Here is a 25190-nt window from a genome sequence, read left to right on the forward strand (position 1 = left end):
AATTTTTTCGCTTGTTTAAAAAAGACTTACGGTAAGTTATGAAAGGATAATAAACTTGGGATAAATGGGTTTTAAGTATATAAGATTTAAAATTAAAATAAATAATTAAGACAATCTATAGTAACAATATTGTCAGAAGTTGATAAACCGTTAGTTTACTAAATGTTTTAAAGCCTGCTCGCGAGTTCAGCGTTAAAAATAGACAAACTAGATGTAACTGAGCTTAGTTACAACCACATAACCAACCAAAACAATCATTTGTTACTCGAACAAAATTCTGATAGCTTGGCGATAAAAAAACTATTTACTTATTTGAGACTAACAAAATAATAATCAAGCTTCAGACAAACTATCAAACTTGAAAATTTATCCAAGCTAGTTTGAGAACTAAACTAATTTAGTTCAGAAAACAAAAAGTTTGCGAAGATAAACAAATAATATATGAATACGGTACTATTCTATAACCCCTATTTATATCCTGTCTCATCTCTATTAATCTCTTTTACTCTTCAAGATTTATAAATCTTAATAGAGTCAGTCTTTCAATAGTTTAATACATTTGTATAACTAGGCAAAATATGAGCAACAAACAAACAATGACTAAGCTCGATGTAGCAACAAACAATGACCAACTCAAATCTAAAACTTTAACTCCTTTTGGGGGACAAAGATGGTTAGTTGAAGAAAGAGATGCTTGTGGTGTGGGTTTTATTGCTTATTGTGATAGTCGTGCTACTCACAAATTGATTGAACAGGCACTAAGAGCTTTGGGATGTATGGAACATCGAGGTGGTTGTAGTGCCGATCGCGATTCTGGTGATGGTTCGGGAATTATGACCGCTTTACCAGATGCGGTGATTAAATCTTGGTTCGATCAGCATGAAATTTCAAGGCCTGAGAGAGAGAAATATGGCGTTGGGATGGTTTTTTTGCCTCAAAATGAAGCAAAAACAACTGAATGTAAGCAATTTATTGAAGAGACAATTAAAGCAGAAAATTTAACTGTGCTTGGTTGGCGAGTAGTACCAGTCAAACCCGAGGTATTAGGAACTCAAGCCAGAGAAAACCAACCCCGCATCGAACAGGTGTTGGTAACTTCGCCTGAAGGATTAGCAGGAGATGATTTAGACCGCAAATTGTATGTAGCGCGATCGCGAATTGGTAAGAAATTATCAGATGATTTTTATATCTGTTCTTTTTCTTGTCGCACGATTGTTTACAAAGGCATGGTACGGGCAGAGGTATTGGGTGAATTTTACGAAGATTTGAAAAACCCAAATTATGAAAGTGCTTTTGCAGTTTATCACCGACGTTTTAGCACTAATACCATGCCTAAGTGGCCCTTTGCTCAACCGATGCGTTTATTGGGACACAACGGTGAGATTAATACCCTTTTGGGTAATATCAACTGGATGGCAACTAGAGAGCAAAATTTAAAAGTTCCTGGTTGGACGAGCGAAGAATTAGAAGGTTTGACTCCGATTGTTAATACGGATAACAGTGATTCTTATAATTTAGATAGTGTGATGGAGTTGTTGGTCAGAACTGGGCGTAGTTTACCAGAAGCTGCCATGATTTTAGTACCAGAAGCTTATCACAATCAACCTGAACTACAAAAATATCCTGAAATTACTGATTTTTACGAATACTATAGCGGTTTAAAGGAGCCTTGGGATGGCCCTGCACTATTAGTATTTAGCGATGGTAAAACTATCGGTGCTACCTTGGATCGTAACGGTTTACGTCCTGCTCGCTACACCATTACTAAAGATGGTTATATTGTGGTTGCTTCAGAAACTGGAGTCGTAGAGTTACCCGAAAGTGAGATTGTGGAAAAGGGAAGATTAGGTCCCGGACAAATGATTGTCGTTGATTTACAATCTCAAGAGATTTTAAAAAATTGGGAAGTTAAACAACGCATTGCCAAACAAAATCCTTATGGAGATTGGGTTAGACACAATCGACAGGAACTTCAGCTTCAAGAATTTGACAACCAATTGCAATTAACTGCTCAAGATTTAATAAGCTGGCAAACTGCGTTTGGTTACACTGCCGAAGATGTGGAAATGGTGATTCAATCGATGGCAGTTGATGGCAAAGAACCAACTTACTGTATGGGGGATGATATTCCTTTAGCTGTGCTATCGGATAAACCTCATGTGTTGTATGACTACTTTAAACAAAGATTTGCTCAAGTGACTAACCCTGCGATCGATCCTTTAAGGGAAAGTTTGGTTATGTCTTTGTCGATGAAGCTTGGTTCAAAAGGCAATCTGTTAAAAATCAAACCAGAAGATGCTCATTTGTTAAAGTTAAAAACTCCTGTTCTCAACGAAGCAGAGTTAGCCATTATTAAACAATCTGATTTAAAGGCAGTCGAATTATCAACCTTATATGAGGTAGCAACTGGTCCTGGAGGATTGAAAACAGCAGTTGAACGCCTTTGTCAGCAAGCAGTGGCAGCAGTTCAACAAGGAGCAAAAATATTAATCTTGAGCGATCGTGCGGAACAGGGAATTAATGCTGAATCGAGTTATATTCCTCCTCTACTCGCAGTTGGAGCGGTTCACCATCACTTAATTCGTCAAGGATTACGTTTAAAAGCTTCTTTGGTGGTAGATACTGCTCAATGCTGGAGTACTCATCATTTTGCTTGTTTGATTGGTTATGGAGCTTCAGCTATTTGTCCCTATTTAGCTTTAGAAACCGTAAGACAGTGGTGGAATGACCCCAAAACTCAGAATTTGATGCAAAACGAAAAAATTGCGCAAATTTCTGTAGAAACAGCGCAAAAAAATTATCGCAAAGCAGTAGAAGCAGGATTGTTAAAAATACTTTCCAAAATGGGTATTTCTCTACTTTCTTCCTACCACGGAGCGCAAATCTTTGAAGCATTGGGACTCGCACCAGACTTAATTAATTTAGGTTTTACTGGTACAACCTCCCGCATTGGTGGTTTAACTGTAGAAGAATTGGCACAAGAAGTAGTTACTTTTCATAGTCGTGCTTTTCCTGAATTACACAGCAAAAAATTAGAAAATTTCGGCTTTGTCAAATATAAAAAAGGTGGAGAGTATCACATGAACTCTCCCGAAGTAGCAAAAGCCTTGCATAAAGCAGTAGAAACCAAGCAATACGACCATTATGAACTTTATAAAAAACAGTTATCAGGTCGTCCTGCAACAGCTTTACGAGACTTGTTAGATTATCAACCTGACCGTACTTCGATTCCTTTAGAAGAAGTTGAACCAGTAGAAAACATCCTCAAACGCTTCTGTACTGGAGGAATGTCTTTGGGTGCGTTATCGAGAGAAGCCCATGAAACTCTAGCGATCGCTATGAATCGCATTGGTGGCAAGTCTAATTCTGGCGAAGGTGGCGAAGATGTGGTTCGCTTTAAGATTTTGAATGATGTCGATGTCAATGGTTTATCCCCTACTTTGCCTCACCTAAAAGGTTTAAGAAATGGAGATACAGCTTCTTCGGCAATTAAACAGGTGGCTTCGGGACGTTTTGGCGTAACTCCAGAATATTTAATGAATGCCAAACAATTAGAAATTAAAATTGCTCAAGGAGCAAAACCAGGCGAGGGAGGACAGTTACCAGGGAAAAAGGTTAGTCCTTATATTGCCATGTTGCGTCGTTCTAAACCTGGTGTACCCTTAATATCTCCACCACCTCATCACGATATTTATTCGATTGAAGATTTAGCTCAGTTAATTTTCGATCTGCATCAAATTAATCCCAAAGCTCAAGTTTCCGTCAAATTAGTCGCAGAAATTGGGATTGGGACCATCGCTGCTGGAGTAGCTAAAGCTAACGCGGATATCATTCAAATCTCTGGTCATGACGGTGGTACAGGTGCATCACCCTTGAGTTCGATCAAACACGCAGGAATTTCTTGGGAATTGGGTTTAACCGAAGTTCATCGAGTTTTACTACAAAATCAATTACGCGATCGCGTAATTTTAAGGGCTGATGGTGGCTTAAAAACTGGTTGGGATGTAGTCATGGCTGCCTTAATGGGAGCAGAGGAATACGGCTTCGGTTCGATCGCGATGATCGCCGAAGGCTGTATTATGGCAAGAGTTTGTCACCTCAATACCTGTCCAGTCGGAGTTGCAACTCAACAAGAAAAACTCAGAGAGCGTTTTAGTGGTGTTCCTGAAAATGTAGTTAATTTCTTCTACTTTATTGCCGAAGAAGTGCGTTCTCTGTTAGCAAAATTGGGTTACCGTAGTCTTGATGAAATTATTGGTCGTACAGATTTATTAACCCAAAGAACTGATGTTCAGTTAACCAAAACTGAAGGTTTAAACCTAGACTGCTTACTCAACTTACCCAATGTTAAAGAAGACCGCAGTTGGTTAAGTCATGAAGAAGTACACAGTAATGGTGCTGTTTTAGACGACGAATTATTAGCTGATCAAGAAATTGCTGCTGCTATTCATAATCAAAGTACTATTACCAAAGAAGTCAAAATAATTAATACCGACCGTTCCGTTGGTGCCAGAATAGCTGGTGCAATCGCTTCTCAGTACGGCAATAGTGGTTTTGGAGGAGAAATTACCTTCAAATTCAAAGGCTATGCTGGTCAAAGTTTTGGTGCATTTAACCTGCCAGGAATGAACATGATTTTGGTAGGAGAAGCTAACGATTATGTAGGCAAAGGAATGCACGGTGGAGAGATTGTCATTACTCCCCCTGATCATGCTACTTATAATACTGCCGAAAACGCGATCGTGGGTAACACTTGTCTTTATGGTGCAACTGGTGGCTTTCTCTATGCCAATGGCAAGGCTGGAGAAAGATTTGCTGTCCGTAATTCTCAAGCTGTAGCAGTAGTTGAAGGAACAGGCGACCACTGTTGTGAATATATGACTGGTGGAGTGGTTGTAGTTTTAGGCTCGGTAGGTCGCAATGTTGGGGCTGGAATGACTGGTGGAATTGGTTATTTCTTAGACGAAGAAGATAATTTTCCAGAAAAAGTTAATCCCGAAATTGTCAAAATTCAACGAGTAATTTCTTCAGTAGGAGAAAAACAACTAAAAGACTTGATTACCACTCATGCAGCTAAAACTGGTAGTCAAAAAGCGAAGATGATTTTAGATAATTGGAACATTTATCTGAACAAATTCTGGCAAGTTGTCCCACCCTCTGAATCTGATACTCCTGAAGCGAACCCTGAAGCAATGATTCAGTTAGAACAACAGTCTCTTACTTCGGTGTAGTTGATTAGTTAGATTTAATTAATTAAACTGGCAAGGAGATATTTTTTTCTTTGTCAGTTTTTTTTGAGTCTAAGTTTGACTAACGTTTAAAGATTTTGGACATACTTCAAATACCAGTTGTGAGCGATAGAAACAGACATCAAATTCCATAAAGAAATTGACTTGTCCCAAAATTAGAGGAACTTTTTCTGCTTTTGTCCATGCTAAAACAATGTTGTACAGGCTCAAATTTGCCGACGCTCGATTCCAGGATCACAGCACGTGCTTCAAATTGAGCAAGATTACCTAATCAAAGCCGTTGTGATTTTCCCAAATGTATCCTAATTCTAGTCCAACCTCAGATGGCATTACGTTTACTGTTGCTCCAGTATCTAACAACCCAATAACCGAGACTGACTGCTGCTGGTATGTTAGATTAATCGGCAAATATGGACCGAACCGTTCGAGAAAACCTACAAAAATCTACCAAAGTAGAAATACTTAGTTAACTCTTTATACTGGATTAACCAGTAGTGGGTTAACGGCTAACCTCACTAGCTCCTCTTGCTTAAAGGCATCTGGAGCATACTTTCTTACAATTTGGCATGAACCATTTATATCAGCATTCCAAACAATACCGCTAGCAGTTTTAAACAAACCACGTTTTACACGCTTACCTTTATAAGTTGTTTGCTTAACTGGTTGTTCTAAATCCAGCGCGCTTGTTTTACTCGTATAAGATTCATTGATTGTAATTACTTTAATCCCCTCTAACTGAGCTTTATATGTAATCTTCTCAATCAATTTAGCGTGTGGTATCTGTACAAATTGCTGGTTATTCTTCTTACCAATAGCTACATTGTGCTTCCAACCATCATTCTTACCAATTACTAAGATTCCAATCTCACAAGCCTTGAGAATATCTACAACTAATCTACTAGTAACGTGGATAAAGTTATCTACAACTCTATTACGCTTATCAGTTAGTCCTTTCAATCTTTTACTTGTCTTCTGGTTCCCTTTTAATTGCGATTGAAGTTGAGCTTTACGTTTATTAAAGAACTGATTTATGCTCTTTAGTTTCCTTCCGTTAATCAACAATGGTGTAAATCCAGGTTGATTTGATGTTAAAGCAATTAAATTTGATATACCTAAATCAATTCCAGCTAGATCAGAACTTTGGGATTGCTCTAACTCTGGCTTCTCGTAGATGATTTCTACTACATAAGCAGAGTTAGTCGGAACAATTCTTACTTGGTCAATAACTTTAACTTGAGTTTGGATTTTAATATTAGACATAGACAAATGGCAGATACCATCCTTTAGTGTCTTTTTGTAAATAGACTCATCTGGATAGATAACTAGATTTCTACCTTTTGTTTTATCTTTGTATTTGGGTATTCTTGGCTCGCCTAGATATTTATGTGGGTTCTTTTCCCAATCGTTATGAGCATTTACATATCCAGTCCAAACCTCTGTAAGGTTCTTAATGATTTGCTTAGAAACTTTAGTAGGTAAAGCTCGGTAAGCGTCAGCATTCTTTACTTTGTGATAAAGGCTAGGTAATCCCATAGTTTTACCTTCAGCAAAATAATACTGGCGATACTCATAATTAGCGAGATTAAATAGATTCTTAGACTTAAAAGCTAAGTCATCTATCTCTTGCCACCACTGATTTGATTTCTTAATTACGTGCTTTTCTACTTGTCTCATAAGTGCTATGATAACACTGTATTACCCAGTGTAACAATTCATGTCTAAGCATTTAACAGTAGACATTACAGAGAAAGAGGCGGAGATATTAAAAAACTTCTGTGAGCAAGAAAAGAGAACCCAGACTGATGTAATAAGAGCTTATATCCGTTCTCTTTCTAAAAAGGTAGATAAGTATAAAAATGTGTAGATTTGTTCAGGTATTATGTCAACAGTTTAGAACCCTGCTTCGTATGGATATTACTCAGAGTTACTCATGAGTTTTGGTTTTAGCTTTTTCTAAAACTTGCAACATAGTATCTGCTGCTTCAAAAGCATCATAAGGCGACCAAACAGGGTATTCTTGATCGGGTTGAATTAAGTTTGTCTTTGCTTGTGCAAGCTCAGACACCAAAACTTGCATAATATAAAGTTTATCAGCGCGATTGAAATTTCGTAGAGTGTTGAGTAGTTCGGCTGAAACCATTGCAAAAACTCCCAAATATTTAATTAAACTGACAAATATCATAGCGATAATACTTAAATATAATTCAAAAATTTGTTAAACTCGTCCCAATTTTGAACCTCATCAAGCTAGGGAAAATAATAACACAACTAATCGGCATAAATCCTGCCACGCCATTGAGTGGGAGTACGCCTAGAAGATAAGAAAATTCTGACCACAGCTAAAGGATCGGCAAGAGGAGAAAACCAAAACAACCAAGAAGCTGGAGAAAATTTAGACGGACGTTGATAGCAAGACGCGATCGCAACTAAAATAATCAGACGCAAGAATAACAAAAAAAGATTTAAACCAAGCAGTGCGATCAAAGTAGTTGAACCGTAACCTAAATTAAGTAAAAGCAAAGCAATAAGAGATAAAGGTAAAGGCAATCCTTGAACTAATAACAAAAACCACCAATCACTCCAAACTTGCAACACCGAAGCAGCATCTTTGAGATCGAGCGATCGCCCCCATTCTTGCCAAGTTTCTTTTGCCCCTTCGTACATCCTTACTTTAATTAACTTTGAGCCATCAATAAAACCAACTTGATAGCCTGCTGCTGCGATATTACGGGCAAGAGTTACATCGTCACAAAAGGAATCGGCTGCACTACTATAACCAGATATAGTTTGTAATACTTCACGACGGCAAAAAAAACATTGTCCATTTGCCATGACTCGTTCAGAATTATTTGTATCTACTCCTGCTGAATTAAAGCGATACAGTAAAGTTACGAGTAAAGCTGGTTGTAACCACCATTCGCCTGGAAATTGCAAAATAAATTGAGGTGCTAAAGAAATTAGATCGTATCCTTCTGTTTCGGCAGTAGTAATTAAACTATTAATTAATCCAGCCTGAGGCAAAGTATCAGCATCGATACCCAAAATCCATTCACTTTGATGAGAACTGTTTAAAAAACCATTATGTAATGCCCAAGGACGACCAACCCAACCTTTAGGTAAAGGAGGATCATTAATCAAACGAAAACGATGATCTTCTTCAGTTTTAGCTTTAACTATGGCTGGTGTTTCATCTTGAGAATAACTATCTACGACAATAATTTCCCGTAATTCATCACCTTGACTACTCAAACCCTGTAAACATGGTTTAATTCTCTCCGCTTCGTTTAGGGTAGGAATAATCGCACTGACTTTTCCTGAGTAGTGAGAATGAAATGGTTGAGGTTGAAGAGGTGAACGACGCATCGCCCCTGGTAACAAACGAGACAATAAAATTAAAGTTGCTACTCCCTGAAAGCTCAAAACTACCAGAGAAATAGCATTTATCAATTCTGAATTCACTACTCAATTACTCCCACAGAAGTAACTGGCACTTTTGTGATCGTCAATTCGGTTTGATTAACAGGAACAATAACTTGATTTTTTGCTATTTGGTAAAAAACCAAGACAGGCAAAACGCCAAACACAAGTCCTAAAAAGATTGGAGGATATATTCCTGCTGCCCAACTCAAAACTGTAGCAAAAGCAAAATTACTTAAATAAATTGCTAAAGGTAATCCTAAATCTCGATAAGGTAATAGCAAGGGTTTAATTCGCCACAATAAAGCTGCCACAGTCATAAAGACAATCCCAGTTCCTAGCCAACCAGCAAAGTTTTGATAAGGCATCCCAAAAAATGCACCTGGTTGATCCCAAACCCAAAACGGAATAGCAGCCTGACTCATAGCTGGATCGAGGACAAAATCCCAAGAAGTCAGACACAAAGAACCAAATGCGATCGCTAGTACTTGCCGTAACCAGGATTTCATCTTGAGAGCTTGTAAACCAGCACGAGCAATAATATAAGCGCTAAAACCAAGGTAAAACCACGACAAAGGAATCGTAAAAGGAACTAATCCCGCAATTTTGTAGCCTAAACCACTCAGATAACGATAATGACCAAAAGGAAATCCCGTGCTAGTACCTAATAATTCGCTACCTAAAGATAACGCGATCGCTGGTAACATAAAACTCAGCCAATGCCATTTACCTATCGTTCGATAAGCATAAAATGCTACTGCTAGTGTTCCGAGTAGCATATACATGACACCACCACTAGCCATCGACCAACCAAAAATAGTTTGCCCCCATTCAAATTGAGTTAATTTAGCTAGGAATTCGGAATTAGGTAAAACTAAAATAATTCCTGCTAACCCAAAAACCATCGATAAGATGTGACCGATTAACAAAGAATTTTCGGCATTATGCAGTTGTTTCATGAGGAAATCGAGATGTAATTAAGTATTAGCTACTTACATAGTTTACAAATATTCATGAAAAAATGTGTAGCAAACTCAATTGGCGATTATTTTGATGTCTTACATGACATTTAAGGTTTTACTTTTTGTTAATTGTTTGTCCACAGATGCACACGGATGAACGCAGATGAATTTATTTATCGATTGGGAGTGTTTTTTGTTAATGGTTAACTGGTCACTGATAACTGGTAACTGGTCACTGTTATGTTCCCCAAGCGATCAATTGAGAAGCCAGATAAGCTATAATTCATTTTGCTTGTCTGTGACTTAAAACCTCTGTCGATATTTAAGTATTGTCTTCGCTCAAAATAGCTAAATCCTTGCCAAGAAATTAAGCAATTCATTGTTGGTAGAATTTGACGACAAGTTTAATCAACTATAAATTTCACAGACTTTCCACTTAATTTATTCCTTATTATTATTAGTAATCATGGCAGACAATCAATCCCCCAATAAGCAGCAACCAAGCTCTACGTTAGAAGAAATTCGTGCTAATAGAATTGAAAAAGTTGAAGAACTTAAACAATTGGGATTGAATCCTTATGCTTATAAATGGGAAATAACTGATCACGCAGCCGAGTTACAAGAAAAATATCGCGATTTAGCTGACGGAGAAGAAATTGAAGAGGAAGTAGCGATCGCAGGAAGAATTGTTGCTCGTCGTGTTTTTGGTAAGCTAGCTTTTTTTGAAATTCAAGATGAAACTGGCAAAATTCAATTATATTTAGATAAGAAAAAAATTAATCAGAAAATGTCTGATTTGGAAGGAGCTTTTAATCACCTCAAAAAGCTTACTGACACAGGCGATATTTTAGGAGTAAAAGGAACAATCAAAAGAACAGAAAAAGGTGAACTTTCTGTTTATGTAGGCGAGTATGCCATTCTCACCAAATCTTTATTACCTCTACCAGATAAATGGCATGGTTTAACTGATACTGAAAAACGTTATCGTCAGCGTTACGTTGATTTAATAGTTAATCCACAAGTTAGACAAACCTTCCGTCGTCGCGCTCAAATCACGGCTGGAATTCGTCGTTATTTAGAACAGCGCGATTTTTTAGAAATAGAAACTCCTGTTTTACAAAGTCAAGCAGGTGGTGCAGATGCTCGTCCTTTTATTACTTATCACAACACTTTGGAGATGGATTTATATCTCCGCATCGCGACTGAATTACATCTCAAAAGATTAATTGTTGGTGGTTTTGAAAAAGTATTTGAATTAGGTAGAATCTTTCGCAACGAAGGAGTTTCTACTCGTCACAATCCTGAATTTACTTCGATAGAAGTTTATCAAGCATACGCCGATTATAACGATATGATGGCGTTAACAGAAGACTTAATTAGTAGCGTTACTCAAGAAGTTTTGGGTACAACTAAACTTACTTATCAAGGAGAAGAAATTGACTTAACTCCTCCTTGGCGAAGAGTAACTATGCATGAGTTAGTTCAAGAAGCAACTGGTTTAGATTTTAATTCATTTAATGATTTTGAATCAGCCAAAGTTGCAGCACAAAAAGCAGGAATAGAAGTACCAAATGACTGTCAAACTATTGGTAAACTTCTCAATGAAGCCTTTGAACAAAAAGTAGAAGAAACTTTAATTCAACCAACTTTTGTAGTTGATTATCCTGTGGAAATTTCTCCTCTTGCTAAACCTCATAGAAATAAAGCAGGATTAGTAGAAAGATTTGAATTATTTATTGTGGGTAGAGAAACTGCCAATAGTTTTTCTGAATTAACCGATCCCTTAGATCAAAGAGAAAGATTAGAAGCACAAGCAGAAAGGAAAGCAGCAGGAGACGTAGAAGCTCATGATGTTGATGAAGACTTTTTGGCAGCTTTAGAATATGGTATGCCTCCTACAGGTGGATTAGGAATTGGAATTGATCGCTTGGTAATGCTATTAACCGATTCTCCTAGCATTCGTGATGTAATTGCTTTTCCCCTATTAAAAAGTCAAAGTGTAGCTATTAAATCTTTTGACTATGATGCAGAAAAAAAAATCCTAAAAATTGAATTTAATCACGGTGGTATTTATAAATATTTAGATGTACCAAAATCTATTTACAAAGAATTAAAAGAAACTCCCTCTGTAGGTCAGTATTTTAATAGTAAGATTCGAGATAAATTTGGTTGCGATCGCGAACTTTAGGAGCGAACTTTACTTACTTAAAAAACAGATTGGTTAATCAATTCTTGCCACTCTTTAGTATTAGTAAGTTGATAAACATCGATCACATTTCCGTATTCTGAAGCGTAGCTTTTAAAAGCTTTAATCCATTCAAATACTGTTTCTGTGTGATGTTTATTTGTATATGACAAAGATTTGAGTAAGTATTGAGCCATTTCTACTAAATGTTCAGTTTCATAAAGTCGCCAAGCACTCCAAACTAAACTTTGATAACGAGATTGATTTTCTAAATCTTTAATCTCTGTTGATAAATTAGCTTGAGCGAAAAATCGTTCGAGAATAAAATCTAATTCTTGCGCCTGTAAAAGAGTCTTTTTAGAAGCATTAAGTTCGTGTTGACGATAACAAACAGTTGTGTCTTTAATCCAATCCGCTTGGCAACCCATTTGAGCTAGACGTAAGACTAAATCTACATCAGGAGTTTGTTCTAATTCAACATCAAAACCACCAGATTTTTTTAACCAAGAATGTCTAAACAACATTGCACCGAGAAATACAGGTTTCCAAACAATTAAACCAATCAGAGCTAATTGCGGTAGGGTTTGCCACGGTTGTACTGCTGCTAAGAATTCACCATCTTGATTAACAATTTGCCAACCGCTATTAACTATACCAAGACAAGATTTTTGTTCTAATAAAGCTACTTGTGAAGCGAGCTTATTAGGTAAAAAAAAATCATCTTGGTCTAAAAAAGCAATATATTCTCCCTGAGCTACTTCTAATCCTTGATTACGCGCTGCTGCTACTCCTTGATTCTGTTGAGATATATATCTAACTTTTGAACCATAGCTTTGCACAATCTGACTAGTGCGATCGCTTGAACCATCATCAACCACGATAATTTCATAATCACGATAGCTTTGCTGCAAAACACTATCAATCGCCTTGCCAATATAGCGATCGCCATTATAAGCAGGAATAATTACACTTATTTTAATCATGGCTCGCTCTTTCGAGTCGAAAAATAATTACCACTCTAACTCAAACGCGATCAAGATGAATTTGCACAATTAAGCAATTAGTGATTTTAATTTAAGATAAGCTAACCAAGGTAAATTGAAATGTTTAAGGGGCTGTGATCGGAAATAAATTCGGATGTTTTACAGCCCCATCTTAATAATTGACACTTCTGACTCGGTTTTATAATCAATCAAACTAATTTTAAATTAAATATTCATTTCCAACTGCTGAGATTCTAACTTGAGTAAGTTAAGCAAATAATCATCTTGATTTGCTTTAGCAGCTTGTAAACGACGTTCAAGATTTTGTCGCAGATTCTCTAAATGAAGTTGTCTAATTTCATCGTGATCGGATCGAGCCTGCCACAAATTAAAATCAGAATTCAATTCTTCACTGGTTTTGAGAGAAGAGATTGCTAGTTGACAACTAGTTGGTAAAGAATGACGTTGGTAAGCGATCGCACTTTGATGAGAGCGAGTGGGCAACTGAGGAATATGTCTAGGGTAACTATATTTCCAAGCTTTTGCTTGAAGTTGATTATTAATCTCACTTTCTGTGATTTCTAAAGATAAAGGGCGATCTCTTTGGGTTTTGCCAAAATTCAGCCCGCGACGAAGAGAAGAATGATGTAACATTTGCCTAAGTTTGATTATTAAAATGGTTTTTATTGAAAATGGTCATTAATTTACAGTTGCCACGAATGAAATTAAACTACTTAATAGCTACTTCTGACAACTGCGGGGAAGTTGTTAATTTGTTAGTAATCAGCAAAATTAACCAGGATTTTTAGTGTAATGAACACCCCTGTAAACCATCTCGTTAATCTGACGACGACAACGGTGTTTTTCAGTTAAGCGATGAAGTCGCCAAGGCGATCCGCGATAAGAGCCGCCAACTTCGCCTTCTGCTATTTCCCATTCGGTATGGGGACTATCGTATGTTAAGCCACGAAAATGTAGTTTCATTAATTACCTCCGATTGCTTAAGCTAGAAGAGAAACGTTCGTTTTATGCGGTAGTCTCTCTAACTTTAAGTTAAATACCCTAAATTTTTATCCATCAGGATAATGATTGCTTAATGTGATTGTGACCCCAGTGAAAACAATTCACTAAATTTTGAGTCTCTCTACAAATAATACCAAATTTCTTCTGTATATTATTTTACAATTTTTCTTTCAAGCCAGTAATTTTGATAAAACTTAATATTTCTGGCAACCGATATTGATTGACTTGTTCAACAATCTTTCAAAAAACAATCTCTAGGCTCGAAGTATATTTAGAGACAGAGGCAAAAAATTTTTTATTCAACTATGATCGCGCCTGTCATTCCTGCTTCAGCGTGTCCAGGAATAGAACAATGAAATTCATATTTTCCTGCTTTCATCGGAGTTAGAAACCATTCTGCTTCAGCTTCAGGTTTTAATTCAAGTTCGTGAATTGCTCCTTTGACTTCTACTTTGCCTGCTTGAACTTTTTTTGTCCAACTAGCGTCAGCAAAGTCTTTACCTGTAAAGTAGTGTTTTTCTGGACTAGGATTATCAAAAACTAGTTTGTAGGGTGTTCCTGCCTTAAATTGAAGATGATCAGGAAAAAACTTCAACTCTCCTGTGCTATTGCCTAAACTAATCTTAATTTCTGTTGGAGTTTGATTAGCTAAAGCAACTGGAGTCATAATTAAACAAAAACACCATCCAATTCCTACTAATATTAATAACTTGCTCAAAAAGACTTTCTGCTGTAACCAATTTAGGAATGAATACATAATTTTTTTTCTGAAATTAGTTTTTTAACTTAATTTTATTTGCCTTTGATTGTGGCGAAATTAGCTGTGACATCAATCGTAAAAAAGTTTCAGCAGAAGTATTTAAGATTGAATGGCAAAAGAAACCACCTAAATTAATTAAGTTCGGCAAACCTCCCAATTCTGGTAGTAAACTTTACTCTTCAAAATTTAAGGTAGACGCTACGATGAAACTGTATCAATAGTTCACCCAAATAAGTGCCTCAGGAGGGCAGATGCAAACCGACTCTAATTTAGACAAACAAAAATTACTCTCTGCAATTTCTCATGCTTCGATTTTCATTAGTGCTTTATTTGTGTCGATTGGAATTCCTATCGGTATATTTTTGGTTTCCGAAGATCCAATTGTCAAAGAAAACGCTAAAGAAGCAATTAATTTTCACCTCAATGTTTGGCTATATGGTAGCATCATTGCCTTTTTATCTTTTATTACCTTGGGTTTGCTAGGTTTTATTTTAGGACCAATTTGGTTTGTCTATCACTGGGGTTTCTCGATTTGGGCAATTATTCACTGTATTAATAATTCAAATCAGGCTTTTCGTTATCCCTTTATCTTTCGCGTGATCTAAAGGTTAAATTAACTGAGTAAATTTAATTTAATTAGCCTCGGTAAAGTTCGCCGAGGTTTTGATTATCAAAAATGTAGAGTTAATAATACCAATTAAAATAGTTAATTTTGACTATGACTACTACCGATTAAATAAAGTAGTGCCATGCGGACTGCGACTCCACTAGTTACTTGTTGAGGAATCAAACTTAACTTAGGGTCATCCATTAAATCAGAAGTAATTTCTACACCGCGGTTAGTAGGGCCAGGATGTAAAACTTTAACTTCTGGTCTACATAATTTTATGCGATCGCGAGTAATTCCATATAATCGATGATATTCTCTTAAACTAGGAATTAAATTTTCTGTCATGCGTTCTTTTTGCAAACGTAAAGTCATGACAAAATCTGCATTTTCTAAAGCTGGTTCTAAATGCCAATGCACAAATAATTTACCTGGATGTTCATTTTCAAGAAACTTTTCAAATAATCGCGGTAATAAGGTTGGTGGCCCTGCTAAATGAACTTCTGCGCCTGCTGCTGTTAGACTATAAATATTGGAACGAGCAACGCGAGAATGAAGAATATCCCCTACAATTGCCACTTTTTTGCCTGCTAAAAGTTCTAAACGTGGTTTTTCTGGGTCTAAAACCGAAGTAATCGTATAAATATCTAATAAGGCTTGAGAAGGATGTTGATGTTGTCCATCTCCAGCATTGAGAATACAAACTCCTGATTCGAGACGATCCATTTCTTGAGCAATCATAGTAGGAACTCCTGCATCTTCGTGGCGAATCACCATGATGGTTGTTCCCATAGCTAAATAGGTTTTCGCTGTATCTAAAATAGTTTCTCCTTTGCTGAGAGAAGAAATTCCAGGCGCAAAGTTGAGAATATCTGCGGAGAGTCGTTTAGCTGCTAATTCAAAACTACTACGAGTTCTAGTTGAAGCCTCAAAAAACATATTAGTTACTACCTGTCCCTGTAGGGCTGGTACTTTTTTAGTTCCTCGCGAAAGCACTTCTCGGAAACTAGCAGCAGTTTGTAAGACTGTTTCGTATTCAGCAGCAGTAAAATCGACTAAAGAAATGATATGCCGTCTTTTCCAGGTAGTTGTCGCCATTAATTTGAAACAATGAGAATTAGTCGAGGCAACAATAAGGGTAGCAGGTAAGAAGGCAAAAGGCAAAAGTAGGGGCGATTCGCGAATCGCTTGTACAAAAAGCAAAGGGCTTTTTTTTGTTCCCTATTTCCTAAAAGAATTAATGTAGTCTACCCAATTGAAAACTACTGTAAAAAATTTTGAATTTAGTTTGAAAAAAAATTTAATCGAGGATTAAAATTCAAAGCTTGTACGAATTGTACCAACCCAAAGAGGATCTCGTTCATTTTCGGGGTTGATGATTACAAAAGCACCAGGAGTTATTGAGATATTCTCGTTCAGTTTATGGACATAAAATAGTTCAACTAACCAAGGAGTATCTTCAGTTTCTACAGGTACGTTGGCAAGATTATTCTCATTTTCAATGTTATAGGCAGTAGGAGGACTTCCGACAGTAATTACTCCCAAATTATTTTCTTTGAATAAATCGGGAAAAGCCAGACTAACTTTCCAATTCCAAATGTCTGCGGTATCGCCATCGCGATTGCCTCCTTCTCCATAAGCTTTGGTGTACATCCCCCAACCTTCTAAACTTATTTTTTGATTGATCCGCCAAGTCCAAAGTAAGGCGAGGTTATCAGTAGCAGTAGCATTATCTCCAAAAGGTGCGTCGGAATTCGCCGTACCAGTAAAACCAAGTACAGAGAAATCTTCAGTAAAGTTTTGGGGAAAATAACCATGCAAATAAGCCAAACCAATACCTGTTTCTGGTGTGGGTGAATAGTTGAGTTGTGCGCCAGTAACGTATTGCCCATTAAATAAACCTTCGCCTGAATTAGGACTATTACCATTACCAGCCGAATAATAAACACTTAAATTTAAAGCATCGGTAAAGTTATAACTAGCACCAAAACCAGGACCACTATTATCGCTGAGTAAATAAATAGGAGCGATCGCACCAAAGAAAGAGATTGAACCTGTAGTAAAGGAGTTGGTAAAAGGAGCGAGCGGATCGGCAAGATCGTCTAAGGTAATATTGACTGGAGAAAACCAAACCGTAGCATTATCCCCTAGAGGAAAGAGATATTGAAGTTTATTGATAAAAACATCATTATCGGTAGCTGCACTAAAGTTAAAGTCAGTTAAATTACTACCAGCACGGGCAAACTCATAGTTAGCTGCCTGCAAACGAACTCTTAGTCTGTCTTCGCCACTAAAACTAGTATCAAAGACTAAACGAGAACGATAATTAAGGGTAGCTTGAGTATCATTTTCTGTACCATCATCCGCTCTTTCTTCCCCAAAAACTTGAGAAACAGTTGCGATCGCTTCCCCAAAGAATTTAGTTGTAGTTGAAAATTGATGATCTTCTAAAAAAGTAATTTTTTCTGCTAAATTATCGACTCTTGTGCCTAAAGTATTTAATTCTTTGGCAAATTCTTCGTTTAAGCGCTTTAATGTCTCTAAATCTTCCTGAGCTATAGTTGTATTTTGCTGAATTAATCTTTCAATACTATTGAGACAAGCATTCAAACCAGCAGCAAATTCATAACGAGAAATAGCTTGTTGACCACCAAAAGTTTGATTAGGATAACCTACAATACACCCATAGCGTTCTACTAAAGTTTGTAAAGCTTGATATGCCCAATCGGTAGGAGAAACATCTCTTAATTGAGAGACATTAGTTAATTGACTTAAAGAATGTTCTGATGAAGGAATGGGTTCGGCAACTACTTGAGTTGAACACAAACCAACTGTTACCCAAATCAAAAAACAACTTGGTTTTAAAAGTCGAAATTGATTATACATAATTTTCCTCACACCCCTTTTTCAGTTACCAGTTATCAGTTACCAGTTACCAGTTTTCAATTAACAATTAACCATCAACCATGAACAAAAACCATTCACGCTCGATTCTTTAAACTTTGACTTTATTTTTCTTCGACAAAGGATTTAAATAATTTTCTAGCCATCGAAAACTAGCAGCAGCAAGAGAAGTCAAAAGCAAATAAACTAAAGCTACAGCAGCATAAACTTCAAATGCTCGATAAGTAGTAGCAACAATTAACTGTCCCTGACGAAATAATTCTTCAAAACCAATAATGGCTACTAAACTGGTATCTTTCAGCAGGGTAATAAACTCATTACTTAAAGGCGGTAAAATCCTGCGTAAAGCTTGGGGAAAAATGACATAGCGCATCGTTTGAACCGACCCCATCCCCAAAGATTCTGAAGCTTCCCATTGCCCTTGTTCAATTGATTGAATGCCACCACGAATAATTTCTGCTAAATAAGCTCCCAAATTAAGACTTAACGCCGTTACTGCTGCGGGAAAACGTTCAAAGCTAAAGTTAATTCCCAACTCTTGCAGCAACGCTGGTAAACCAAAATAAATCATAAAAATTTGGACTAATAAAGGAGTACCGCGAAAAAACTCGACATAAGCCCGACAAAGCCAGCGTAAAGGAGAATAGGGAGAAATTAAAGCAATAGCGATTAAAATTCCGACAACTGAACCAAAGAAAACTGATACTGCTGTCAACATCAAAGTTACAACAGCACCTAAAAGCAAGTTAGAAAACAATCTGCCTAGCTCCAGAGGTGAACTAGTTTCTGCTTCAGTTTCTGCGATCGCAGCAGGAAGTTCGGGTGCTTCTCCTGCAAACCAAGTTTGATAAATTGAGTCGTAAGTACCGTTTTCTAGTAAAGTAGCTAGAGCAGTATTGATTTTGGCTACATTAGGGGAATTTTTGGGAAAAGCGATGCCATAATATTCTTCTGTTACTAATTCGCCTACTATTTTGATGCCTCGAAGATTAGCTTGTTTAATTGCATAGAGAGTTACAGGTGCATCGTTAACAACGGCATTGACTTTGCCATTGACTAATTCCTGTAATGCTAAGGACGCACTATCAAAAGTGCTAATCTCAACTCCTGGGATTTTAGCTGTTTCTCTAGCTCCCGTTGTGCCAATTTGAACAGCAATTTTTTGATTGGCTAAATCTTCAAAACTTTGAATCTCCTCTTCATTTTCTCTAACAGCGATCGCTAGACCAGCTTTAAAATAGGGACGAGAAAAATCAACTGTCTGTGCGCGTTCGGCAGTAATTGTCATCCCACTAATTGCTGCATCTACGGTTTGAGACTGTAAAGCTGGAATAATGCCATCAAAAGGCAAACTGATAAATTGAATATTTAAACCAGCTTCTTTACCAATTGCTCGCATCAAATCAACATCAAATCCTGTTAAACCTTCCCCCGATTCTGCTTTCATTTCAAAAGGAGGAAAAGTTGGTTCTGTCGCTACTCTTAAAGTTGTTGCTGCTTCTTGTGCTTGATTGGGTAACCATCCCAAACTAATAATCAACAAAAAACCTAGCAACCACAAGAACAATTGTCTGAGCCAAATTAATCTTTTGAGTTTAGCCATTATGCTGCCTTGCTCCTTCGTAAATAATTGATGGCTGTCGGAAATGGAATAATTGTTGGCTCTCCATTTCGATTAGTATTGATTTTTAGATTGACAGAAAAATGTATTATGTTTTACAATTTGCTTAAAAAAATTAGCATAAATTTTACGAAGTTGAAGCAGGCTACGTCTTCTCACGGCGGAGTACCTTCGACCAGTATCGTTACTAATTCGAGGTCTGACTATGACAAGCGAAACCCCTGCAATCGCTTTTGATAATCTGCATAAAAGTTATGGCGATCTCGAAGTTCTTAAAGGAGTAAGTGGCTGTCTTTATCGAGGCGATGTGGTTTCGATTATTGGACCTTCTGGTTGTGGTAAAAGTACGTTATTGCGTTGTTTTAATCGTTTAGAGATAATTAATCAGGGAAAATTGCAAGTTCTTGATGTAGATTTATCTCCAGCCAAAATTAACTCCAAAACGCTACGATTTTTAAGAACTAAAGTGGGAATGGTATTTCAACAGTTTAATTTGTTCCCTCATTTAACAGTATTGAAAAATTTGATGCTTGCTCCCCATCAAGTTTTAAATAAACCCGAATCTGAATGTAAGGAAATAGCATTACGTTATCTGGAAAAAGTGGGTTTAGCGAGTAAAGCTAATGTGTATCCAGAACAACTATCGGGTGGACAAAAACAAAGAGTTGCGATCGCTCGTAGTCTTTGTATGCAACCAGAAATTTTATTATTTGATGAACCAACTTCGGCTCTCGATCCTGAATTAGTTGGAGAGGTGTTATGTACCATGCAGCAACTGGCAGAAGAAGGAATGACGATGGTAGTAGTTACTCATGAAATGCAGTTTGCTCGTGATGTGGCTAATCGAGCGATTTTTTTAGATCGAGGTAAAATTGAAGAACAGGGTAATGCTGCGGAGATGATTAGAAATCCCAAGAGCGATCGCCTTAAAAGTTTCTTGAGCAGAATGATGCAAGGATAATTATCAACAGACGCGACATGGGTAGAGACGTAACATGTTACGCCTCTACAAGCTCTATTTGCTATCTTTCGCTACACTAAACTTCTGAATAAAATCAAACTGGGTATAGTAAATAATTTCTTTATAAATGCTATTAGGTCTAAGAATTAGTAATTTTGCTTTAATTGACCGCTTAGAATTAGATTTTAACCGAGGTTTAAATGTTCTGACGGGGGAAACTGGAGCAGGAAAATCAATTATTCTCGATGCTATTGATGTGGCGTTGGGTGGTAAGGTTAATCATCGGATGATTCGTGCTGGTTGTCAGCGTGCAATTATTGAAGCAACTTTCCAGGTAGACTCTCATCTGATCGAGTGGCTACAACTAAAAGAACTAGAGCCTCTGGATGAAGATAGTGTCGTTTGTAGTCGAGAAATTAGCAATAATAATGGTAATCTTCGTTCTCGTTGTCGGGTTAATGGTGTAGTTGCTAATCGTCAGGTAATTAGCGAATTGCGCGATCGCTTGGTGGAAATTACCGCTCAAGGACAAACTGTTAATCTCCTGATTCCTGAAATGCAAAGGGAATTGTTGGATTTATATGGTGGTAAATCTTTATTGCAACAGCGCGAACAAGTAACTGCTAGTTATGCAATTTGTCTCCAAACCAAGCAAGCTTTAGAAAAACGTCGTCAATCGGAGCAAGAGCGATTACAAAGGCAAGATATCTTATCCTATCAAATTAAAGAATTACAAGAAGCTCAATTGAGCGAAGAAGACGAATTAGAACAACTCGAACAAGAACGAGATCGCTTATCCCATGTGGTAGATTTACAACAGCTTAGTTATCGTACTTATCAAATCCTTTATCAGAACGATACAGAAGAACCAGCAGCAGCCGATTTATTAGCTCAAGCAGAATCTACTTTACTAGAAATGGTCGATTATGACCGCGATTTGGACGCTATTTTAGAAATGGTTCGCTCAGGCATCAATCAAATCGTTGAGGCAGGACAACAAATTAATAGTTATGGGGAAGGATTAGAAGCAGATCCAGAGCGTCTGACAGAGGTAGAAGAAAGAATTAGAGTATTAAAACGTATTTGCCGTAAATATGGCCCCAATTTAGCCGATGCGATCGCTTATTACCAACAGCTTCAACAAGAATTAGCTGAACTGACTGATAGCGGTCAATCTATAGAAGTTTTAGAAGCAGAATATCAAACCGCCCAGGCTAATTATAATCAACTTGCTACTCAATTAACTCAATTACGCAAAACGGCTGCCAAGAAACTTGAAAAACAGTTAGTTAAAGAACTGAAACCCTTGGCAATGGCTAAAGTTGTCTTTGAATGTCGTTTAATTCCAATCCCAGCTACAGCTAAAGGTATAGACAAAGTTGTGTTTTATTTTAGCCCCAATCCTGGTGAAGAAGTTCAACCCCTTTCCATTATTGCTTCTGGTGGAGAGATGAGTCGTTTTCTCTTGGCATTAAAAGCCTGTTTCTCCGATGCAGAAAATCATTCTAGTACCCTAATTTTTGATGAAATCGATGCAGGAGTATCAGGAAAAGTAGCTCAAGCGATCGCCGAAAAACTACACCAATTAAGTCAACAACATCAGGTTTTATGCGTTACCCATCAACCTTTGATTGCTGCTATGGCAGATGTTCATTTTAAAGTAGAAAAACAGATTATTGAAGAATCTCTGGCAAGTTATTCTTTACAAAATGGCGATTCTTCTTTGCCAGATCTGCGTACTGTAATCAGAATTCAAACTTTAGAAAATCATCTCATGCGTCGAGAGGAATTAGCTCAATTAACTGGTGGACATTCTGCCGATGAAGCTGTTTCTTTTGCTGATTCTCTTCTCAATAAAGCTGCTAATTACCGTCAGCAACAAACCCAAACTAGTTAATACCAGTTACCAGTTATCAGTTACCAGTTATCAGTTACCAGTTATCAGTTATCAGTTATCAGTTATCAGTTTATTCTGGCTCAATACTAACAACTTTGCCTCGAAACACAATATAGTTATAAATGTTGTAAGCCAGCATAATAGGAATTAAAAAACCGATAAAAATAATCATAAACACTAGAGAACTAGGACTGGCAGCAGCTTGATAAATTGTAATTTGAGTCGGAATGATATAGGGAAAAATAACTAACCCCAAACCAATAAATGACACCAAAAACAACAATAAAGTCCACACAAAAGGTCTTTTTTCTTGCTGTAAATAAAGACTTCTGAGCAGCAAAAAGATTAACAAAGCTCCCAATAAAGGAATTAAAGCAAAGATATAAACAAGGGGAGGATCAAACAATCTGGCTCGCGCGCTTTCAGAAAAGATCGGAGTGGTAATAGTTAGATAAACCGCACCGATAAACGTGGTTACCGCCGAAATTCTAGCAGTCCAATAATGAGTAGCTTGTAAATCTCCCTCTGTTTTTGTAATCAAATAAGTCGAACCAATCAAAACATAACCCTGAATCAAAGTTAAAGCAGTTAAGAGCGATCGCAAACTTAACCAATCCCAAGTTCCACCAATAAAGTGTCCAGCATCATCTACCGCAATACCTTGTAAAATTGCTCCCAAAGCAAAACCCTGTCCCAGTGCAGCTAAAAAACTACCACCACCAAAAGCAATATTCCAAAATACCTTAGTTCTAGCATTTTCACGAAATTCAAAAGCGACGGCGCGAAAAATTAAACCAAAAATCATCACCATTACGGGAATGTATAAAGCCTGAAGAATTGTGCCATAAGCCAAAGGAAACGCACCAAATAAAGCACCACCCATCAAAACCAACCAAGTTTCATTGGCATCCCAAACATTGCCTAAACTGGTCATTAACATTCCGCGACGTTCTTCTGTAGATGCGGTAATTGAGAGAATTCCTACACCCAAATCGAATCCATCCAACATCACATAAAGAAATAAAAACAGTGCCAAAACGAAAAACCAAACCTGGGGTAAAAAATATTGAAGAGATTCCATGATTCTAAATAACTATTGTTGTGCTTCTACAGGACGACTATCAGGACGATGTTCGGCTGGCGTAGTATCTAATTCTTCAGCAATTTCCTCTCCAGGTACGGGTAAATTGAAGTTAGGGCCAATCCGAATAATGCGACTACCAAAATAAAGCGCGAAAACAAACAAAATACTGTAGACAATCGCAAAAGCAGTCAGAGAGGTAAGTACATTAGCAGCAGGTAGATTAGAAGCAGCATCAACCGTGCGAATTTCTCCATAAACCGTCCAAGGTTGTCTACCCACACAACGTACAATCCAGCCAGATTCAACGGCAATATAGCCTAACGGTGCAGCTAACATCCAAATTCTAAGTAACCAGCGTTGTTGGGTGATCTTGTCTGGTGAAAGCTTTCCTCGTAACCATTGTAAAGTTGTTAGTGCCATCAAACCAGCTAAAAAAAAGCCGATCGCGATCATGATTCTAAAGGCATAATAAATCAACCCAATTTGATGGGGTCGATCTTCTGGAGCATATTCTTTTAAACCTAAAACGGGTTCGGAGAGTTGGGGTTTGATTTCGAGGATGTAGCTTAGTAAACCAGGAATAGAGATTTCCCAGTCATTTTTTTCTGCTCGATCATTAGGTATAGCGATCGCACTCCAAGCAGGAGATTCTCCCGCAGGAATTGTCTCCCATTGAGCTTCCATCGCTGCTAATTTAGTTGGTTGGTGATGATAAACTTGTTCACCACTTAAATGTCCAATGTAAATTTGTAGAGGAGTAACAGCGATCGCGATCGCCAAGACAATTTTTAGAGAAAGAGCAAAAAATTCGGAATTCTTTTGATTCAGAATATACCAAGCACTAATTCCACCAATGACAAATAACGAAGTCTCCAAAGTTGCAAAGAACATATGAAGAACACTATTGAGCATAAAAGGATTAAAAATTGCCTGGAAGTAATCGCTTACTACAAAGTGACCATCAATGAATTGTCCTCCAGCAGGAGTTTGTAACCAAGAATTTGCACTTAAAATCCAGAAAATAGATAAATTTGCTCCCAAAGCCACCATGATTGTGGCAAAATAATGCACCACAGGCGGGACTCGTTCCCAACCAAACAGCATAATGCCTAAAAAACCAGCTTCAAGCATAAACGCCATCGAAGCTTCAAAGCCTAAAACAGAGCCAAAAAAATCTCCTACAGCCTGAGAAAAAGGAGTCCAGTTTGTACCAAATTGAAATTCCATGGGAATTCCCGATGCTACCCCAATGCCAAAATTGAGTACGTAGAGTTTTGACCAAAAACGAGCATGATAGTAATAGTTTTTATTCCTAGTTTTGAGCCATAAACCCTCGACCACAATTAAATAAATTGCCATACCAGTAGTTAAAACTGGCCAGAGCATATGAAAAATAGCTGTTAAGGCAAATTGTAGGCGTGAGAGTATTACTGTGTCAGCTAAAAACTCCATGCTTTTATTTCCTCTGTCTGTGATAAAAAGCTAATCCTAATCAGCCCAATGACTTTAATCTTAGATAACAAAATCAATCTTCTTA

General features: G+C 37.3%; 18 protein-coding genes and 1 pseudogene. 5 read left to right on the top strand and 14 right to left on the bottom strand.

Annotation, left to right across the window (positions count from 1 at the left end; genetic code table 11):
- Nucleotides 1-596 precede the first annotated feature (596 nt).
- A complete protein-coding gene (locus tag STA7437_RS11230) occupies nucleotides 597-5231 on the top strand; it encodes a glutamate synthase-related protein (protein WP_041619963.1) in 4635 nt (1544 codons plus the stop codon).
- 69 nt (nucleotides 5232-5300) lie between these two features.
- Here the strand turns inward: STA7437_RS11230 and STA7437_RS27675 are convergent.
- The 5 genes and pseudogenes from STA7437_RS27675 to cruF all read right to left on the bottom strand — a co-directional run bounded on the left by STA7437_RS27675 (nucleotide 5301) and on the right by cruF (nucleotide 9625).
- Nucleotides 5301-5693: pseudogene (locus STA7437_RS27675) on the bottom strand (hypothetical protein).
- Between the two features lie 30 nt (nucleotides 5694-5723).
- On the bottom strand, nucleotides 5724-6923 hold the full coding sequence (locus tag STA7437_RS11235; RefSeq protein ID WP_015193503.1) for an RNA-guided endonuclease InsQ/TnpB family protein: 1200 nt from the start codon (nucleotides 6921-6923) through the stop codon (nucleotides 5724-5726).
- Nucleotides 6924-7173: 250 nt separating this feature from the next.
- A complete protein-coding gene (locus STA7437_RS11240; protein ID WP_041619964.1) occupies nucleotides 7174-7389 on the bottom strand; it encodes a hypothetical protein in 216 nt (71 codons plus the stop codon).
- Between the two features lie 128 nt (nucleotides 7390-7517).
- Nucleotides 7518-8708: a 2'-O-glycosyltransferase CruG gene (gene cruG, locus STA7437_RS11245; protein WP_015193505.1), complete on the bottom strand. Its 1191-nt coding sequence runs from the start codon at nucleotides 8706-8708 to the stop codon at nucleotides 7518-7520.
- Entirely contained in the window at nucleotides 8708-9625 is a 918-nt protein-coding gene (cruF, locus tag STA7437_RS11250; RefSeq protein ID WP_015193506.1) for a gamma-carotene 1'-hydroxylase CruF, read from the bottom strand. The genes cruG and cruF overlap by 1 nt, the downstream gene beginning before the upstream one ends.
- A gap of 469 nt (nucleotides 9626-10094) precedes the next feature.
- Between cruF and lysS the strand changes: the two genes are divergently transcribed.
- Entirely contained in the window at nucleotides 10095-11816 is a 1722-nt protein-coding gene (gene lysS, locus STA7437_RS11255; RefSeq protein WP_015193507.1) for a lysine--tRNA ligase, read from the top strand.
- A 17-nt stretch (nucleotides 11817-11833) separates the two neighbouring features.
- Here lysS and STA7437_RS11260 read toward each other — a convergent pair whose 3' ends face one another.
- The 4 genes from STA7437_RS11260 to STA7437_RS11275 all read right to left on the bottom strand — a co-directional run bounded on the left by STA7437_RS11260 (nucleotide 11834) and on the right by STA7437_RS11275 (nucleotide 14576).
- Nucleotides 11834-12796, bottom strand: a complete 963-nt coding sequence (locus STA7437_RS11260; RefSeq protein ID WP_015193508.1) for a glycosyltransferase family 2 protein — start codon at nucleotides 12794-12796, stop codon at nucleotides 11834-11836.
- 225 nt (nucleotides 12797-13021) lie between these two features.
- The gene (locus tag STA7437_RS11265; RefSeq protein WP_015193509.1) at nucleotides 13022-13450 is read right to left on the bottom strand and encodes a hypothetical protein; all 429 of its coding nucleotides are present in this window, start codon (nucleotides 13448-13450) and stop codon (nucleotides 13022-13024) included.
- Nucleotides 13451-13588: 138 nt separating this feature from the next.
- On the bottom strand, nucleotides 13589-13780 hold the full coding sequence (locus STA7437_RS11270; RefSeq protein WP_015193510.1) for a DUF4278 domain-containing protein: 192 nt from the start codon (nucleotides 13778-13780) through the stop codon (nucleotides 13589-13591).
- A gap of 334 nt (nucleotides 13781-14114) precedes the next feature.
- Nucleotides 14115-14576, bottom strand: coding sequence for a cupredoxin domain-containing protein (locus STA7437_RS11275; protein WP_015193511.1), 462 nt, complete (start codon nucleotides 14574-14576; stop codon nucleotides 14115-14117).
- 254 nt (nucleotides 14577-14830) lie between these two features.
- Here STA7437_RS11275 and STA7437_RS11280 point away from each other — a divergent pair, with 254 nt between their 5' ends.
- Nucleotides 14831-15184, top strand: a complete 354-nt coding sequence (locus STA7437_RS11280) for a DUF4870 domain-containing protein (RefSeq protein WP_015193512.1) — start codon at nucleotides 14831-14833, stop codon at nucleotides 15182-15184.
- 101 nt (nucleotides 15185-15285) lie between these two features.
- On the opposite strand, the gene STA7437_RS11285 is transcribed toward STA7437_RS11280, so the two are convergent.
- The 3 genes from STA7437_RS11285 to STA7437_RS11295 form a co-directional block, all read right to left on the bottom strand.
- A complete protein-coding gene (locus STA7437_RS11285; RefSeq protein ID WP_015193513.1) occupies nucleotides 15286-16284 on the bottom strand; it encodes an aspartate carbamoyltransferase catalytic subunit in 999 nt (332 codons plus the stop codon).
- A 213-nt stretch (nucleotides 16285-16497) separates the two neighbouring features.
- Nucleotides 16498-18072, bottom strand: coding sequence for an iron uptake porin (locus STA7437_RS11290; RefSeq protein ID WP_015193514.1), 1575 nt, complete (start codon nucleotides 18070-18072; stop codon nucleotides 16498-16500).
- Nucleotides 18073-18181: 109 nt separating this feature from the next.
- Entirely contained in the window at nucleotides 18182-19693 is a 1512-nt protein-coding gene (locus tag STA7437_RS11295) for an ABC transporter permease subunit (protein ID WP_015193515.1), read from the bottom strand.
- A gap of 223 nt (nucleotides 19694-19916) precedes the next feature.
- Between STA7437_RS11295 and STA7437_RS11300 the strand changes: the two genes are divergently transcribed.
- The gene (locus STA7437_RS11300) at nucleotides 19917-20672 is read left to right on the top strand and encodes an amino acid ABC transporter ATP-binding protein (RefSeq protein ID WP_015193516.1); all 756 of its coding nucleotides are present in this window, start codon (nucleotides 19917-19919) and stop codon (nucleotides 20670-20672) included.
- A 127-nt stretch (nucleotides 20673-20799) separates the two neighbouring features.
- Complete coding sequence (gene recN, locus STA7437_RS11305; RefSeq protein WP_015193517.1) at nucleotides 20800-22569, top strand: DNA repair protein RecN; 1770 nt, start codon at nucleotides 20800-20802, stop codon at nucleotides 22567-22569.
- Between the two features lie 70 nt (nucleotides 22570-22639).
- Here recN and STA7437_RS11310 read toward each other — a convergent pair whose 3' ends face one another.
- Both STA7437_RS11310 and STA7437_RS11315 read right to left on the bottom strand, forming a co-directional pair.
- The gene (locus STA7437_RS11310) at nucleotides 22640-23650 is read right to left on the bottom strand and encodes a cytochrome d ubiquinol oxidase subunit II (RefSeq protein WP_015193518.1); all 1011 of its coding nucleotides are present in this window, start codon (nucleotides 23648-23650) and stop codon (nucleotides 22640-22642) included.
- 12 nt (nucleotides 23651-23662) lie between these two features.
- Nucleotides 23663-25105 (bottom strand): cytochrome ubiquinol oxidase subunit I, encoded by a 1443-nt coding sequence (locus STA7437_RS11315; protein WP_015193519.1) that lies wholly within the window; start codon nucleotides 25103-25105, stop codon nucleotides 23663-23665.
- Nucleotides 25106-25190: the final 85 nt, after the last annotated feature.

This window comes from Stanieria cyanosphaera PCC 7437 (genome assembly GCF_000317575.1).
GTDB lineage: Bacteria > Cyanobacteriota > Cyanobacteriia > Cyanobacteriales > Xenococcaceae > Stanieria > Stanieria cyanosphaera.